The organism is Myroides profundi (assembly GCF_000833025.1).
GTDB lineage: Bacteria > Bacteroidota > Bacteroidia > Flavobacteriales > Flavobacteriaceae > Flavobacterium > Flavobacterium profundi_A.
In genome coordinates, this window is the sequence record NZ_CP010817.1 from 152,491 (window position 1) to 167,246 (window position 14,756).

General features: G+C 34.8%; 14 protein-coding genes and 2 tRNA genes. 10 read left to right on the forward strand and 6 right to left on the reverse strand.

The window, feature by feature from the left end:
- Position 1: 1 nt before the first annotated feature.
- Positions 2-643, forward strand: a complete 642-nt coding sequence (locus MPR_RS00660) for a trimeric intracellular cation channel family protein (protein WP_041888349.1) — start codon at positions 2-4, stop codon at positions 641-643.
- An 85-nt stretch (positions 644-728) separates the two neighbouring features.
- Positions 729-802, forward strand: a tRNA-Asn gene (locus MPR_RS00665).
- A 450-nt stretch (positions 803-1,252) separates the two neighbouring features.
- On the opposite strand, the gene MPR_RS00670 is transcribed toward MPR_RS00665, so the two are convergent.
- Positions 1,253-1,468 carry a hypothetical protein gene (locus tag MPR_RS00670; protein ID WP_041888350.1) on the reverse strand — a complete coding sequence of 72 codons (216 nt, stop codon included), beginning with the start codon at positions 1,466-1,468 and terminating at the stop codon, positions 1,253-1,255.
- Between the two features lie 510 nt (positions 1,469-1,978).
- Between MPR_RS00670 and MPR_RS00675 the strand changes: the two genes are divergently transcribed.
- Positions 1,979-2,052: transfer RNA gene (locus MPR_RS00675), tRNA-Asn, on the forward strand.
- Between the two features lie 593 nt (positions 2,053-2,645).
- Here the strand turns inward: MPR_RS00675 and MPR_RS00680 are convergent.
- A complete protein-coding gene (locus MPR_RS00680) occupies positions 2,646-3,080 on the reverse strand; it encodes a VOC family protein (RefSeq protein WP_041888351.1) in 435 nt (144 codons plus the stop codon).
- A 288-nt stretch (positions 3,081-3,368) separates the two neighbouring features.
- Here MPR_RS00680 and MPR_RS00685 point away from each other — a divergent pair, with 288 nt between their 5' ends.
- Complete coding sequence (locus tag MPR_RS00685) at positions 3,369-3,785, forward strand: CBS domain-containing protein (protein ID WP_006257790.1); 417 nt, start codon at positions 3,369-3,371, stop codon at positions 3,783-3,785.
- Positions 3,786-3,949: 164 nt separating this feature from the next.
- On the opposite strand, the gene MPR_RS00690 is transcribed toward MPR_RS00685, so the two are convergent.
- Genes MPR_RS00690 through panC form a run of 3 tightly spaced genes read right to left on the reverse strand, consistent with a single transcriptional unit; the run spans position 3,950 to position 6,137 of the window.
- Positions 3,950-4,918: a lysylphosphatidylglycerol synthase transmembrane domain-containing protein gene (locus MPR_RS00690; protein WP_041888353.1), complete on the reverse strand. Its 969-nt coding sequence runs from the start codon at positions 4,916-4,918 to the stop codon at positions 3,950-3,952.
- 7 nt (positions 4,919-4,925) lie between these two features.
- Positions 4,926-5,276: an aspartate 1-decarboxylase gene (gene panD / locus MPR_RS00695; RefSeq protein WP_006257788.1), complete on the reverse strand. Its 351-nt coding sequence runs from the start codon at positions 5,274-5,276 to the stop codon at positions 4,926-4,928.
- A 12-nt stretch (positions 5,277-5,288) separates the two neighbouring features.
- Positions 5,289-6,137, reverse strand: a complete 849-nt coding sequence (gene panC, locus MPR_RS00700) for a pantoate--beta-alanine ligase (RefSeq protein ID WP_041888355.1) — start codon at positions 6,135-6,137, stop codon at positions 5,289-5,291.
- Positions 6,138-6,247: 110 nt separating this feature from the next.
- Between panC and MPR_RS00705 the strand changes: the two genes are divergently transcribed.
- The 5 genes from MPR_RS00705 (at position 6,248) to MPR_RS00725 (ending at position 12,570) form a co-directional block, all read left to right on the forward strand.
- Positions 6,248-7,051: a glycogen/starch synthase gene (locus tag MPR_RS00705; protein WP_041888357.1), complete on the forward strand. Its 804-nt coding sequence runs from the start codon at positions 6,248-6,250 to the stop codon at positions 7,049-7,051.
- Between the two features lie 51 nt (positions 7,052-7,102).
- Positions 7,103-8,746 carry a BamH family beta-barrel-assembly machinery protein gene (gene bamH / locus MPR_RS00710; protein WP_041888358.1) on the forward strand — a complete coding sequence of 548 codons (1,644 nt, stop codon included), beginning with the start codon at positions 7,103-7,105 and terminating at the stop codon, positions 8,744-8,746.
- Between the two features lie 6 nt (positions 8,747-8,752).
- On the forward strand, positions 8,753-10,597 hold the full coding sequence (gene glmS, locus MPR_RS00715) for a glutamine--fructose-6-phosphate transaminase (isomerizing) (protein ID WP_041888359.1): 1,845 nt from the start codon (positions 8,753-8,755) through the stop codon (positions 10,595-10,597).
- Positions 10,598-10,750: 153 nt separating this feature from the next.
- Entirely contained in the window at positions 10,751-12,262 is a 1,512-nt protein-coding gene (atpD, locus tag MPR_RS00720) for a F0F1 ATP synthase subunit beta (RefSeq protein WP_006257781.1), read from the forward strand.
- A 26-nt stretch (positions 12,263-12,288) separates the two neighbouring features.
- Positions 12,289-12,570, forward strand: a complete 282-nt coding sequence (locus tag MPR_RS00725) for a F0F1 ATP synthase subunit delta/epsilon (protein WP_006257780.1) — start codon at positions 12,289-12,291, stop codon at positions 12,568-12,570.
- A 61-nt stretch (positions 12,571-12,631) separates the two neighbouring features.
- Here MPR_RS00725 and MPR_RS00730 read toward each other — a convergent pair whose 3' ends face one another.
- Complete coding sequence (locus MPR_RS00730; protein ID WP_041888362.1) at positions 12,632-13,192, reverse strand: hypothetical protein; 561 nt, start codon at positions 13,190-13,192, stop codon at positions 12,632-12,634.
- 190 nt (positions 13,193-13,382) lie between these two features.
- Between MPR_RS00730 and radA the strand changes: the two genes are divergently transcribed.
- Positions 13,383-14,753, forward strand: a complete 1,371-nt coding sequence (radA, locus tag MPR_RS00735; RefSeq protein ID WP_006257778.1) for a DNA repair protein RadA — start codon at positions 13,383-13,385, stop codon at positions 14,751-14,753.
- Positions 14,754-14,756 lie beyond the last annotated feature (3 nt).

Consider the following 14,756-nt stretch of genomic DNA (forward strand, 5'->3'; position numbering starts at 1 on the left):
TATGCTAGATAAATTTATTGATTTTTGGACTACAATACACTTTGTAGACATTATTGAGTTCTTTGGGACTTGTGCATTTGCTATTTCAGGTATCCGCATGGCCTCAGCGAAGAGCCTTGATTGGTTCGGTGCATTAGTAGTAGGATTTGTCACTGCTACAGGAGGGGGGACTCTGCGTGACTTGCTATTAGGAGTTACGCCTTTCTGGATGTTAAATAGTGTGTATGTGTGGTGTACAGTACTAGCATTATTCTTCGTGGTACTCTTTAGAAAACAATTAGTTCATCTAAACAGTACCTTCTTATGGTTTGACAGTATAGGTCTAGGTTTATTTGTTGTGGTAGGTACAGAGAAGACCATGTCTCTAGGCTATCCATTTTGGGTAGTAGTGATCATGGCGACTATCACTGGGATAGTAGGAGGTATCGTTAGAGATATAATGATTAATGAGATTCCTGCTATTTTTAAACAGGAGTGGTATGCGCTGACCTGTATATTCGGGGTGATGATATACTATCTACTTGACTTCTTCGGTGTAGGTATAATTTTTACACAAATATTCTGTGCGGCTTCTGTGTTTGTAATTCGCTTAATAGCAAACCGTTATAAACTGGGGCTTCCGACCTTAAAAAGTGAAGAATAAAAAAGTTTTAATTTTTTAAATTAAATATTTGCAGATACTAAAAATCGTTATATATTTGCACCGCAATAAAGGTAAAATATAACCTTCCTCCTTAGCTCAGTTGGTTAGAGCATCTGACTGTTAATCAGAGGGTCCTTGGTTCGAGCCCAAGAGGGGGAGCAAAACAAAAGCCAGTCTTATGACTGGCTTTTTTATTTGGAGTACTATTGACTTCACTTCTCTATCGTTATCACTGTAGTACAAGCTCTGTTTATCTACTGTATTCTGTGATATACTGTGCGCAGGTATGATTGTTTCCTATATATCGGATATAGAATATATCATCTATAGGCTTGAAAAAGACATACCATTGAGTATTGTTATTCCTTTTAAAAACAACATAAACTAAATCTTTTCCATATTGATCAAAATGAGGAGGAGCGGGTTTATATGGTTTTACACTTATTTCTTTTTCTATTGTGTCGATGATCTAGCTTACATAATCGTATGCAGTCGATTTTGAACTAAGATATTTATTTTCGTATAAGATAGTAACGAGTTTGTTTAAGTAATTTTCTATCTCTGGATCATAAACTATCCTTATCATAGGAGTCTGTAGTTACTAGTCTTTTATTTTTCAAAAAGTTTATCAATGTGTTTAAAGACACGTTTTTTTAACTCATCTCCTGTGATTCCTTGTTCTGCGGTATCCTCAATGAGTGCTCTATCAGATACAACTAGATGTATGAACTTATCTCCGCGTTTAACAACTACTTTTTCAGTCTCTGCTAACTCTAAGTATTTTTTCTGCTTATTTTGTAACTCAGTTGGACTAATAACTATCATAGCTTAAAGGGTTTAAGTTTAGTATAAATGTACGAAATTATGTATAGGTAGGGTGTTATTATCTATCAACATGATTTAATTATAGTAGATATATTATTGTTTAGAGTATATTATTCGTCTGTGTTTTTAAGAGCTATCTTTTTACTTTGTTTCGCTGTTTTTTAAGTGAATATCTATAGAACCACTCTTAGTATATTTATTGTTCATACTTTTTAGGTAGTTACCCTATCATTTATCTACAGTAGTTAGATAGAAGTTTAGAGGCTATCTTTGGTAATAATATCAAGTAATCTCGTTAATGAATAATCATTAAGCAGGTTGAATAGAACCTTTTTCTGTTCATGATTAAAAAAAAATAAAAAATATTTATTTTTCTTCTATCTCATAATCAGATAGTTTTAATTCAAGCTTCATTTTTTTTGACACAAAATGCTCAAAAAGCCTATAAACAGTGAGGTATTTGATTAAAAATGTATATATTTGCAATGCAATAAAGGTAGAATATAACCTTCCTCCTTAGCTCAGTTGGTTAGAGCATCTGACTGTTAATCAGAGGGTCCTTGGTTCGAGCCCAAGAGGGGGAGCAAAACAAAAGCCAGTCTTATGACTGGCTTTTTTATTTGATATCTATTCCATTCTTGTCTTTTAGGGTGTTGATTATCTTCATTTTATTATCTGTTCATCTATTAGAGCATAAGCTTTCCTTTATTTTTAATTCTATCGATATCAAGCTAATATTCTCTTGAATTCCATTTTTTAGAACGATTAATAGGTGCTAGAACTAGCGTATTCTGTTATCTTTTTTACATTAATATTAGTGGTGGTCGGCATGTGGTCGGCTAGTGATGGGCATTTGGTCGGCTAAAAAGTGCTATAAATAAGCCTATCACCTGCCTATCACTATACTATCAAATAGGTAGCATAGGAAGGAAAGTGAAAACATTGTCTCACCTGTGTAGAGGATGATAACAGAAGATGTCTAATGGGAATAAAAAGAAAATCCCCTAATAAGAGATCTTATTAGGGGATTGATAATTATATAGTGTCTACAACAGCAGTGTTGGATAATATTAGTTAGTTCTATTTAAAGTTAGTCTTTTATAAAGTGGTGTAATTAGAAAAAAAATCCCAACAGAAGGCTACTATTGGGATGGGATGATTAGGGGGTAAGGTCTTATTAGTACTGTCCGTCTCTACTGAAGTTGATCATCCATTGGATGCCAAATGGGTCTAATACCATTCCAAAATAGTCACCCCAAAACATGTCTTCGATCGGCATGATTACAGTACCACCTACCGCTATCTTAGCGAATAGATCATCTGCCTCTGCTTGGCTATCTGTGGATATAGATATAGAGAAATTGTTCCCTTGTATTACAGGTGTTGGGTTGCCACATGAGGTATCACTACCCATTAAGATAGATTTACCGATAGGAAGTGAGACGTGCATGATTTTGTTTTTGTCCTCTTCTGGTACGATAAATTCTGGGCTGTCTGGAATGCTATCAAATCTCCCTAAGTACATAAAGTCTCCCCCAAATACAGATTTATAAAAATTAAATGCCTCTTCACAATTGCCATTGAAGGTTAGATAAGTGTTCGTTGTTGCCATAGATATAATTTTTAAGTAGTTAATTATGAAGCAATTTAGGTAAAAAACAGGTTCTTGGATAAACTGTTTTGAGATAAATTGTCACAATTTTTATTTTTCGAGTATTGGCAAGGGATTGGAGAGTTTTGAGATTGTGGTATATTCACTTATGGTGAATAATGTGTTCTATAAATACAACATTGCTATATAAATTACGACATTATTATTTAGTAAAACCTGCTTTTTATCATGTATTATGAGGTATGTAAGTGCAATCTTTGTACTAGAACAATAAAACACTATAGCACTATGAAACAAAGAGTACCTGTATCTCAAATTATGTCTAAAGCACTTATAGCTGTGCCAACTAATAAAAAGTTAAGTGAAGTAAACCAATTATTAGTAGAATATAATATTAGACATATCCCTGTTATAGAAGCAGAGAATGTAGTGGGAATCATCAGTAGCAACGATATCTTAAAAATAGGATATGGAGCAAATGATTTAGACCAAAGTGCATTAGATGCTATTTATGACGCTTATAAGTTAGAAGATGTAATGACGAAGAACCCAATCGTGGTGATGGATGATACTAATATCAAAGATGTAGCAGAGATCTTCTCTAAACAGCAGTTTCACTCTCTTCCGGTAGTAGATAAGGATAATGTACTGCAAGGAATAGTGACAACTACAGATATGATCAATTACTTGATAGCACAATATTAAAACAACAACAATTATCCCCACAAAGTAACCTATAAAGAGATAATGATTTATAACTGATAGCGCTGTTTATACCATCATTATACCAATTTACTGGTTTGTACTATTAAAGAGTGCCTGTCTAATTTTTTAGATAGGTACTTTTTTTATGATGAGGTAGTGCGAGATTAGTTCTTCTTTTGATTATAGTACAGGGGTAAGATTAAGAAGGATAGTGCTCCTAGTATGACTACGATCGCTGTCTGAGTAGTCCATAATATCCACCCAAAGGCTGTACCTGCGACAGCAGAGATGCTGTAGATAGATAATAATTCTGTGATGATTAGCGGGAATGCTCCAAAGCCTCCATTAGTAAAAGATACAGCAAAACTACCTGCTACAAAGGCAGACATAACGATAGGAATGCTGAGTGAGCTAGTGGCTTCTATGGCGTGTGTACCAAAGTAAAATGTAGCGATATAGCCAAACCAAATAAGAAAAGTGTGGAATAAGAAACCAACTTTATAAGGCATCTTAAAGATGCTGCTAACTCCTTCTGTAAGTCCTTTGATTTTATTTTTAATAAATAGAATCACTTTCCATTTGCTATAATAGAATAGGGCAATAGTGGCTAATAAGCCGACGAATGCGATGATAGCTAATATACTTAGTTTCTCTATTGGGACCTTGGCTAATAAGAAGTCTTTTAGTACTTCATACTGTAAGATCAGAGCTGCGAATACGCAAAGCAATAAACAGATAAGGTCAATAATTCGCTCGGATACGATAGATCCAAAGCCTTTGTCAAAAGGGACTTTCTCGTATTTCTGCAATACGATCGCTCTAGATATTTCTCCTGATCTAGGTACTGTCAGGTTAAGAAGGTAGCCGATAGAGATAGCCATAAAGTTAGTGAATGTGGATACGGGGTACCCCATATAACGCAAGGCGTACTTCCATCTATAGGCGCGTGCCCATAGACTTAAAATAGAAAAGAAAGAGGAGATGATAATATAGTTATAATTAGCATCTCTAAACTGAGATTTCATCTCCTCTATCTGGTCTTCAGTAAACTGATTATAGGCGTAATAAACCAAAAAAACTCCCAACAAAAGTGGGAGTAATATATTCAATAATTTACTGATATTTTTTTTCAATAAGAGGCTATGTTAATGTGTTGGTCTCTTCATTAGGGAATACGATAGAAGGCTTGAATGTCTTCGCTTCTTCGAAATCCATAATTCCATAAGTAATAATGATAATGATATCCCCTTTGTGTACTTTACGTGCAGCAGGACCATTTAAGCAGATCTCTCCACTGTTACGAGGTCCAGGGATAGCATAAGTTTCAAAGCGTTCTCCATTGTTGATATTAACAATCGAAACTTTCTCTCCTTCTATGATGTTAGAAGCTTCCATTAAAACTTCGTCAATCGTAATACTTCCGATGTAGTGTAGGTCTGCTCCAGTTACAGTTACACGGTGAATTTTTGATTTTACTACTTCAACTTGCATTTCGCGTGAGTTTTAGTTAAAAGATATATTGTCAATTAGTCGAATGCCTTCGATATGAGCAACTAAGAATCCTCTGTATCTGTGAGCCTCATCTTTAGATGTAGCTGTTTTTAGAGTATCTTCTTCTGCTATAGTGAAGTATTCGAGTTCAAAGTTAGGATTATTTTTAAATTCATTCTCAACAAAAGCGTTAACTTTAGAAATACTTTCACTTTTGAATAAATCCTTGGCTTTCAACAATACTTGATATAAGAAAGTCGATTTTTTTAATCCTTCAGTAGATACTCGTTCGTTACGAGAACTCATGGCTAATCCGTCCGTAGCTCTGAAGATAGGCACTCCGATAACCTGTACAGGTATATGAAGCTTATCTACCATCTTGCGGATGATTTGCAATTGTTGGAAGTCTTTTTCTCCAAAATAAGCTTTGTTAGGCGTAACAAGCTCAAAAAGTTTACTCACGATAGTTCCTACTCCATCAAAATGGCCAGGGCGAGAAGCACCTTCCATTTCGTTTTCTAGTCCATCAAAATCAAATGATTGGGCTACAGTATTTCCACCGTAAATCTCATCAACAGACGGTGCAAATATTACAATTTGTTCAGAAAGAGACTTAATGATCTCCTGATCTCTTTCTAAAGTACGAGGGTATTTTTCTAAATCTTCTGCATTGTTAAATTGCGTAGGATTAACGAAAATACTCACTACAGTACATTCATTTTCATTTAATGATTGTTCCATTAATGAAAGGTGCCCATTGTGAATGGCCCCCATTGTTGGTACAAGACCAATTGCCTTATTAGCGTCGCGAAATGGTTTCAAATACGCTTGTAATTCGGCTTTTGTACTAAAAAGAAACATTAGCTTCGTGTTTAAAATAATGGCAAAATTAGTTATTTAGAAAATAACTGCATAAATTTTTGTAAATTTGCAATGTTTATTTGTTTCAAACACAGAAATTATAATTGAAGATGAAAGAAAAGAGGATATTATATGTATCATCTGAAGTGGTACCTTATTTAGCAGAAAATGAAGTTTCATTAATGTCTTATGATGCTCCTAAAATGATTAATGATCAAGGAGGACAGATAAGAATTTTTATGCCTAGATATGGTAGCATAAATGAGAGAAGACATCAATTACACGAAGTTATTAGATTGTCAGGTATGAATCTAGTCGTAAATGATATGGATATGCCACTAATCATTAAGGTAGCTTCTATCCCGAAAGAGCGTATTCAAGTTTACTTTATAGATAATGACGAGTATTTTAAAAGAAAATCTACTTTCTCAGATGAGGATGGAACATTGTATCCTGATAATGATGAAAGAGCTATTTTCTTTACAAAAGGTGTAATCGAAACGGTTAAGAAACTTAACTGGGTTCCTGATGTGATACATGTACAAGGTTGGATGGCATCATTGTTACCAGCTTATTTAAAACATTATTATAAAGATGAAGCTATTTTCTCTGATACGAAAGTAGTTACTTCTATTTTTAGTGAAGGATTTAGTGGTGTATTAGATGCTACTATGAAAGAAAAAATAGCATTCGATGGCTTCCCAGAAGACGTAGTGAATGACTTCGAGAACCCTACTTATGAAAGTATCATGATTAATGCTATCAAAAATTCGGATGGTGTTATCGTTGCTTCAGAAGAGGTAAGTTCAAATTTAACAAAATTTATAGAGTCTTCTGAAAAACCTTTTTTACCTTTCGTAGCTAAAGATGAGTTTGCTAAAGCTTATACTGAATTTTATCAGAAGTTTTTTTAATAACTATATCAGAATAGAATAGTAATAACCCAAATAGATTGGATTGACTAGATGAACCAAAAGAATATATTAAAAGGAATATCTCTTGTATTAGGCTTTATGGCCTTACAAGCTTGTGAGAGTGATTTTACAGAAACGGGAAGCGATATAATAGGAGGAGGAAACTTCGATATCGAATCGTATAACGTAAAGGATATAAAAGCTTATAACCAAGCTTATGGTGCAGTAGATGGAAGTAGATTAGGAGAAGTCCCTTTTGGGTATTTAGACAATGGATTATTTGGTGCTACTAGTAACGATTTAGTTGTACAACTAGCTAATTCAACATCAGTTGTTGGAGATATTGGTGATAATGTAAAGGTAGACTCTGTATATGTGTATGTGCCTTACTTTTCTCAATTTGACAAAGTAGATAATAAAGTTAATTACTATAAACTTAAAAATGTATATGGTGAAGGTTCTATAGACTTAAAAGTTTATCAGAATAATTATCACTTAATGGATGTGGACCTAACTGATGGTTCTGCATCTAAATTCTACACTGACCAAACAGGTGCTTTAATCGATAAAAATAAGATTAATACACAGTTAAATACTGCTACGCAGTCATCTCAGAATTCTAATTTTACTTTTACAAATAGAGAAATCGTTATCTATAAAACAGATAAGGACGGTAACCCTGTTAAAGATCCAAATACGGGAGACAATCAGATTAAAGAACGTCTTATCCCTGGAATGTGGTTAGACTTGAATAAAAACTACTTCGAGAAATTTATTACTGATAATAAAGCGAAGTTGTCAGAGGCTAATGGATTCAGTGATTTGTTTAAGGGATTATACCTAAAAACAGAAGGAAACGGAAGTAAAGGTGCTGCTGGTCTATTAGATTTAGCTAAAGGTAAAATCGTAGTTATATTCAAAGTAGATAAGAAGACAAAAGGGGAAGATGGAAAAGAAGTGATTACACGCGAAAGAAAAGAAATCACTCTTAACTTAAGTGGAAATACAATAGGAACTAAGAAATTTAGTGTGAATATGTTTAGCACACTTCTAGATGGAACTTACCAATCAGAAGTAGCTAATGCGAATAAAGTGCAAGGTGACGAGAGCCTTTACCTAAAAGGAGGGCAAGGTAGCTTAGCAGTTATAGATCTTCTGAAGTCTAATAATCTTGAAGAGTTAAAAGCACTTAAGAAAGAGGAAGCGTTATTAAATGAAGCTTACTTAACGATCTATGTAGACAAGGAGCGTATGCAAGGGCAACCTATCCCTGAGCGTCTGTTCTTATACGATTATGACAACAGTATTGCGTTGTCAGACTTTGCTAATGATGCAGTGAGTACATCTCAGTATATCAAACAAGGATATAACGGTATCTTCGTAAAAGAAGATAAAGAGAATAAAAAAGAAGGGTATTACTATAAGTTTAAAATTACTGACCACATAAGAGGTCTTCTGAAAAGTAAGAATGACGTGAGCCCTAAACTAGCCTTGACTGTTGCAAATAACTTTGCAGTAGGAGGGTATGTTAATCAGAAATTAAAAAACGAAATAAACAACGAACCTACTAACGTGAATGTTGTGCCAGCTTATGCTGTTAGTTGCCCAGTCGGAGTTGTACTTCATGGGACTAATACTACACTGGACAATAAGAAGATGAAGTTAGAGATTTTTTATACTAAAGCTAAAAAGTAAACAAGTATGTGTGGAATTGTTGGATATATAGGTCATCGCGATGCGTTTCCTGTTATTATTAAAGGTTTAACAAGATTAGAATACAGAGGATATGACTCTGCTGGTCTAGCTATATTTGATGGAGAGACAATCAACCTTTGTAAAACGAAAGGTAAAGTTGTTGATTTAGAAGAAAAAAGTACAGATACAATAAAAAAAGGAACAGTAGGTATAGGGCATACTAGATGGGCTACACATGGTGTTCCAAATGATGTGAATTCACACCCTCACTTTTCTAATTCGGGTGAATTAGTTTTAATTCACAACGGTATTATAGAGAACTATGATTCTCTTAAACAAGAATTAATTAAAAGAGGTTATACATTTAAATCTGAAACAGATACTGAGGTATTAATTAACTTAATCGAGGATGTACAAAAGACTCAAGGTGTTAAGTTAGGAAAAGCTGTTCAGATCGCTTTAAATCAAGTAGTGGGAGCGTATGCTATCGCTGTAATGGATATCAAAAAACCAGACGAAATAATAGCTGCTAGACTTGGTAGTCCACTAGCTATCGGAATCGGTGAGAATGAGTACTTTATTACATCTGATGCATCACCTTTTATCGAGTATACTAATAATGCTATTTATTTAGAAGATGAAGAAATGGCTATTATTAGACTGCACAAACCATTGCGCATTCGCAAGATTAAAGATGACTCATTAGTTACGCACTACGTTCAAGAGTTACAATTAAACTTAGAGCAAATCGAGAAAAATGGTTATGACCATTTTATGCTAAAAGAGATATACGAGCAACCAGAAGTAATTAAAGATACTTTTAGAGGTCGTTTATTAGCTGATCAAGGTTTGATTAGAATGGCAGGTATCGAAGATAATATCGATAAGTTCTTAAATGCGAAGAGAATTATTATAGCTGCTTGTGGTACATCTTGGCATGCTGCTTTAGTAGCTGAGTATGTAATCGAAGAGTTTGCAAGAATACCAGTAGAAGTAGAGTATGCTTCTGAATTTAGATATAGAAACCCAATTATTGACTCTAGTGATGTTTTGATTGCTATTTCTCAATCTGGAGAGACAGCAGATACTCTTGCTGCTATTAAATTAGCGAAAGAAAAAGGAGCATTCGTATTTGGAGTTTGTAATGTGGTGGGATCTTCTATTTCTAGAGAGACACATGCTGGAGCTTATACACATGCTGGGCCTGAGATCGGTGTTGCTTCTACAAAAGCATTTACGACTCAGATTACAGTATTGACTTTAATCGCTCTTCGTTTAGCAAAAGCTAAAGGAACATTAGCTAATTCTGAATATTTAAAATATTTACACGAATTAGAGCTAGTGCCTGAGCGCGTAGAGGAAGCGTTAACTCAAAATGAAGAAATATTAAAAATCTCTCAGGTTTATAAAGACTCAACAAACTGCTTATACTTAGGTAGAGGATATAACTATCCTGTGGCATTAGAAGGAGCGTTAAAACTGAAAGAGATCTCTTATATACATGCAGAAGGATATCCTGCTGCAGAGATGAAACACGGTCCAATCGCTTTAATTGACGAGCATATGCCAGTTATTGTAATTGCACCTAATCAAGATCACTATGATAAAGTAGTGAGTAATATCCAAGAGATTAAAGCAAGAAATGGAAAAATCATTGCTGTGGTAACAAAAGGAGATAAGCAAGTAAGAGAACTAGCTGATCACGTTATCGAAGTACCTGGTATTTCTGAGGCTTTAACTCCAATATTAACGACAATTCCATTACAACTGTTATCTTATCACATCGCTGTTTTAAGAGAGTGTAATGTTGATCAACCGAGAAACTTGGCTAAGTCAGTGACGGTTGAATAATAGTAGAAAAGTGAGTCTTTTTAAGGCTCGCTTTTTTTTTATTTAAAATAAAATTTCAAAGTTTTAATATTCAGAGAAAAAAACTATCTTTGCACTCTGAAAAAGTAGAATTTTTCGATAAACGTAAATAGCTGTTAAATAAATACATAAGCAATGTCTAAAGTTACAGGAAAAGTTGCGCAAGTTATCGGGCCAGTAGTTGACGTAGTATTCAACACTGCAAATGCCGAGCTTCCAAAGATTTATGATTCATTAGAAATCACAAAACCAGATGGTACTAAATTAATCCTAGAGGTACAATCTCATATTGGAGAAGATACAGTAAGAACAATTTCAATGGACTCTACAGACGGTTTAAGTAGAGGATATGAAGTAGCATCTACAGGATCTCCAATCCAAGTACCAATTGGTAAAGATGTATTTGGTAGATTGTTTAATGTTGTAGGAGACGCTATTGATGGTCTTGGAAACTTACCAAAAGAAGGTTCTAATGGTTTACCAATTCACCGTTCTGCTCCAAAATTTGAGGATTTATCTACTTCAACTGAAGTATTATTCACAGGTATCAAAGTAATCGACTTAATTGAGCCTTACGCAAAAGGTGGTAAAATTGGTTTATTCGGAGGTGCTGGAGTAGGAAAAACAGTATTGATTCAGGAATTAATTAATAATATCGCTAAAGGACACGGTGGACTTTCAGTATTCGCTGGAGTTGGAGAGCGTACTCGTGAGGGTAATGACTTACTACGTGAGATGTTAGAGTCAGGTATTATTAAATATGGAGATGACTTCATGCACTCTATGGAAAATGGAGGATGGGATTTATCTAAAGTAGATAAACCAGGTATGAAAGAATCTAAAGCTACATTCGTATTCGGTCAGATGAATGAGCCACCAGGAGCACGTGCACGTGTTGCATTATCAGGATTAACTATTGCTGAGTTCTTCCGTGATGGAGCTGGTGATGACCAAGGAAAAGACGTATTATTCTTCGTAGATAATATCTTCCGTTTTACTCAAGCTGGTTCTGAGGTATCTGCATTATTAGGTCGTATGCCTTCTGCAGTAGGATACCAACCAACATTAGCTACTGAGATGGGAGCTATGCAAGAGCGTATTACTTCGACTAAAAAAGGATCTATTACTTCTGTACAGGCGGTTTACGTTCCTGCGGATGACTTAACTGACCCTGCACCAGCAACAACGTTTGCTCACTTAGATGCTACTACAGTATTATCTCGTAAGATTGCAGAGTTAGGTATTTATCCAGCAGTTGATCCACTAGAGTCTTCTTCTCGTATTTTGACTCCAGAGATCTTAGGAAAAGACCACTATGCTTGTGCTCAAAGAGTAAAAGAGATTTTACAGAAATATAAACAATTACAAGATATCATCGCGATCTTAGGTATGGAAGAGTTATCTGAAGAAGATAAACAAGCTGTATACAGAGCTCGTCGTGTTCAACGTTTCTTATCTCAACCATTCCACGTAGCTGAGCAGTTTACTGGTATCCCAGGTGTATTAGTTGATATTAAAGATACTATCAAAGGATTTAATATGATTATCGATGGTGAGTTAGACCACTTACCAGAGGCAGCTTTCAACTTAAAAGGTTCAATCGAAGAAGCGATTGCAGCTGGAGAGAAAATGCTTGCAGAAATATAATCTAATTAATATTTAAAGAGATCGACATGAGATTAGAAATTGTATCACCTGAGGCTACTTTATTTTCTGGAGAAGTTACTTCAGTTTCAGTTCCAGGAGCAAATGGAGAGTTTCAGATGTTAAATAATCACGCTCCTATTGTTTCTATCCTAACAAAAGGAAGTGTAAAGTTCACAGGGCAAAACATTTCTATTGCACCAGAGTTTAGTTCTAAATTCGAGAAAGTAAGTAATGATACTTATCATTTACCTATCAGTCTTGGAACTATCGAATTAAGCGATAATAAGATTATTATATTAGCTAACTAATTAGCTGATTAGAAATATAAAAAGACCTACTCATTGAGTAGGTCTTTTTTTGTTCTATATATTAGAAGGTATAGCCAATACTTAATCTTAACGCTAAGCCTGTTTCTTTTTCAGTTGGTCTATAGTCATAATGTATTCTATAGAAATCAATACCAATACCAGCTTCGTAAGAAAAATTAGATTGCCCTATATTTCGTCTTATATTCCACATAGGAGATAGATGAGATGATTTTACTACCTTAATGTTGTCTTTTGAATCCGTACTTGTAAGAGCATCTGGCATATAATCAAAACCTAAAGAAAGAAAGTTAGCTGAGTTATTCTTTGTGTTTTTACCTTTTCTAGCTCTTTTATTAAAGTTATAGTAGTATCTAGATTCTACTCCTAAGGACAAAGAAGCAATGTAATCTACATAATCCGAGTTGCCAAAAAAGCCTACATTGTATTGTACTTTTCCTAGTACAGTTAACTGATCTACTATTGGGTATTCATAGTTAACTCCAACTCCAAGTAGGTGTATTCCGGCCTCAAAGCGTTTCTCTAGTTTTTGTTCTTGTGCATGCACAGCGTTAAAGCTTAATGTTAGTGTAGCTATTAAAGCTGTGTAAATTAGTTTTCTCATGTGTTAATAGTGTATTTTATTGTAGTAAATATAAATGCTATTTAACAATATATGCTTTACTTAGATTTAAATTGTTTGATTATTGTCGGTTTTTTTTTCATTGTTATTTGTTTTTATAATAGTTCTTATGATATTATTATTGTCTAATGATAACATCGTATCTTCGTAAGAAGATTTTAAATAGAAAGTAATGGCAAAGGTAAAGACGGCTTTTTTCTGTCAGAGTTGTGGTACACAATACGCTAAATGGCAAGGACAATGTAATGCTTGTAAAGAGTGGAATACACTTGTAGAAGAGGTAATCCAAAAAGAAGAAAAGACAGCGTGGAAAGCAGTAAGTAGTTCTCCTAATACCATGAAGAAGGTAGCGAAGCCTCTAAAGGTACGTGAGATAGACAGTACAGAGGAAATACGTATGAATACTATGGATGGTGAGCTTAATCGTGTTTTAGGAGGTGGACTGGTTCCTGGTTCTATGGTGCTTTTAGGAGGTGAGCCTGGAATAGGAAAAAGTACATTATTATTACAGATATCTCTGCGTTTGCCTTTTAAGACTCTTTATGTATCAGGAGAGGAAAGTCAGAAACAGATAAAGATGAGGGCAGAGCGTATTAATCCTGCTAATGACAACTGTTATATTCTTACTGAGACTAATACACAGAACATCTTTCGTCAAATAGAGGAGATACAGCCTGATGTATTAATCATTGACTCTATTCAAACTTTGCATACAGAATATATTGAATCTTCTGCAGGGACTGTATCTCAGATCAAAGAGTGTACAGCTGAGCTAACCAAATTCGCTAAAGAAACAGGAACTCCGGTGTTGATCATTGGACATATAACAAAGGATGGAAGTATAGCTGGTCCTAAAATGCTTGAGCACATGGTGGATACTGTACTACAGTTCGAAGGAGATAGAAATCACGTGTATCGAATACTAAGAGCAAATAAGAACCGTTTTGGTTCTACAGCAGAACTTGGTATTTATGAGATGCAAGGAAGTGGTCTTAGAGAGGTGTCTAACCCTTCTGAAATACTTATATCACATAAGGAAGAAGAATTGTCAGGAACAGCCATCGCTGCTACTTTAGAAGGTATGCGCCCACTTATGGTAGAGGTACAGGCCCTTGTGAGTACAGCTGTATATGGTACTCCACAACGTAGTGCAACAGGATATAATCTGAAACGACTGAATATGATCTTAGCTGTATTAGAAAAAAGAGCTGGATTTAGATTAGGACAAAAAGACGTTTTCTTAAATATCACAGGAGGTATTACAGTGGATGATCCTGCTATTGACTTAGGAGTGGTTGCTGCTATTCTATCTTCAGATCAAGATATGTCTATTGGCAAAGACTTTACATTCGCTGGAGAGGTAGGACTATCTGGTGAGATTAGACCTGTAAATAGAGTAGACCAACGTATACAAGAAGCAGAGAAGCTAGGTTTCTCTACTATTTTTGTTTCAAAATATAATAAGATTAGTCATACTGGTAGAGGAATTAAGGTTGTTCTAGTGACTAAGATTGAAGATGTAGTAGAATACCTCTTCGGATAACTT

Coding starts and splice junctions, on each gene's coding strand:
- MPR_RS00660 (WP_041888349.1), top strand. CDS start 2: ATGCTAGATAAATTTATTGATTTTTGGACTACAATACACTTTGTAGAC.
- MPR_RS00670 (WP_041888350.1), bottom strand. CDS start 1,468: ATGATAGTTATTAGTCCAACTGAGTTACAAAATAAGCAGAAAAAATAC.
- MPR_RS00680 (WP_041888351.1), bottom strand. CDS start 3,080: ATGGCAACAACGAACACTTATCTAACCTTCAATGGCAATTGTGAAGAG.
- MPR_RS00685 (WP_006257790.1), top strand. CDS start 3,369: ATGAAACAAAGAGTACCTGTATCTCAAATTATGTCTAAAGCACTTATA.
- panD (WP_006257788.1), bottom strand. CDS start 5,276: ATGCAAGTTGAAGTAGTAAAATCAAAAATTCACCGTGTAACTGTAACT.
- panC (WP_041888355.1), bottom strand. CDS start 6,137: ATGTTTCTTTTTAGTACAAAAGCCGAATTACAAGCGTATTTGAAACCA.
- MPR_RS00705 (WP_041888357.1), top strand. CDS start 6,248: ATGAAAGAAAAGAGGATATTATATGTATCATCTGAAGTGGTACCTTAT.
- bamH (WP_041888358.1), top strand. CDS start 7,103: ATGAACCAAAAGAATATATTAAAAGGAATATCTCTTGTATTAGGCTTT.
- glmS (WP_041888359.1), top strand. CDS start 8,753: ATGTGTGGAATTGTTGGATATATAGGTCATCGCGATGCGTTTCCTGTT.
- atpD (WP_006257781.1), top strand. CDS start 10,751: ATGTCTAAAGTTACAGGAAAAGTTGCGCAAGTTATCGGGCCAGTAGTT.
- MPR_RS00725 (WP_006257780.1), top strand. CDS start 12,289: ATGAGATTAGAAATTGTATCACCTGAGGCTACTTTATTTTCTGGAGAA.
- MPR_RS00730 (WP_041888362.1), bottom strand. CDS start 13,192: ATGAGAAAACTAATTTACACAGCTTTAATAGCTACACTAACATTAAGC.
- radA (WP_006257778.1), top strand. CDS start 13,383: ATGGCAAAGGTAAAGACGGCTTTTTTCTGTCAGAGTTGTGGTACACAA.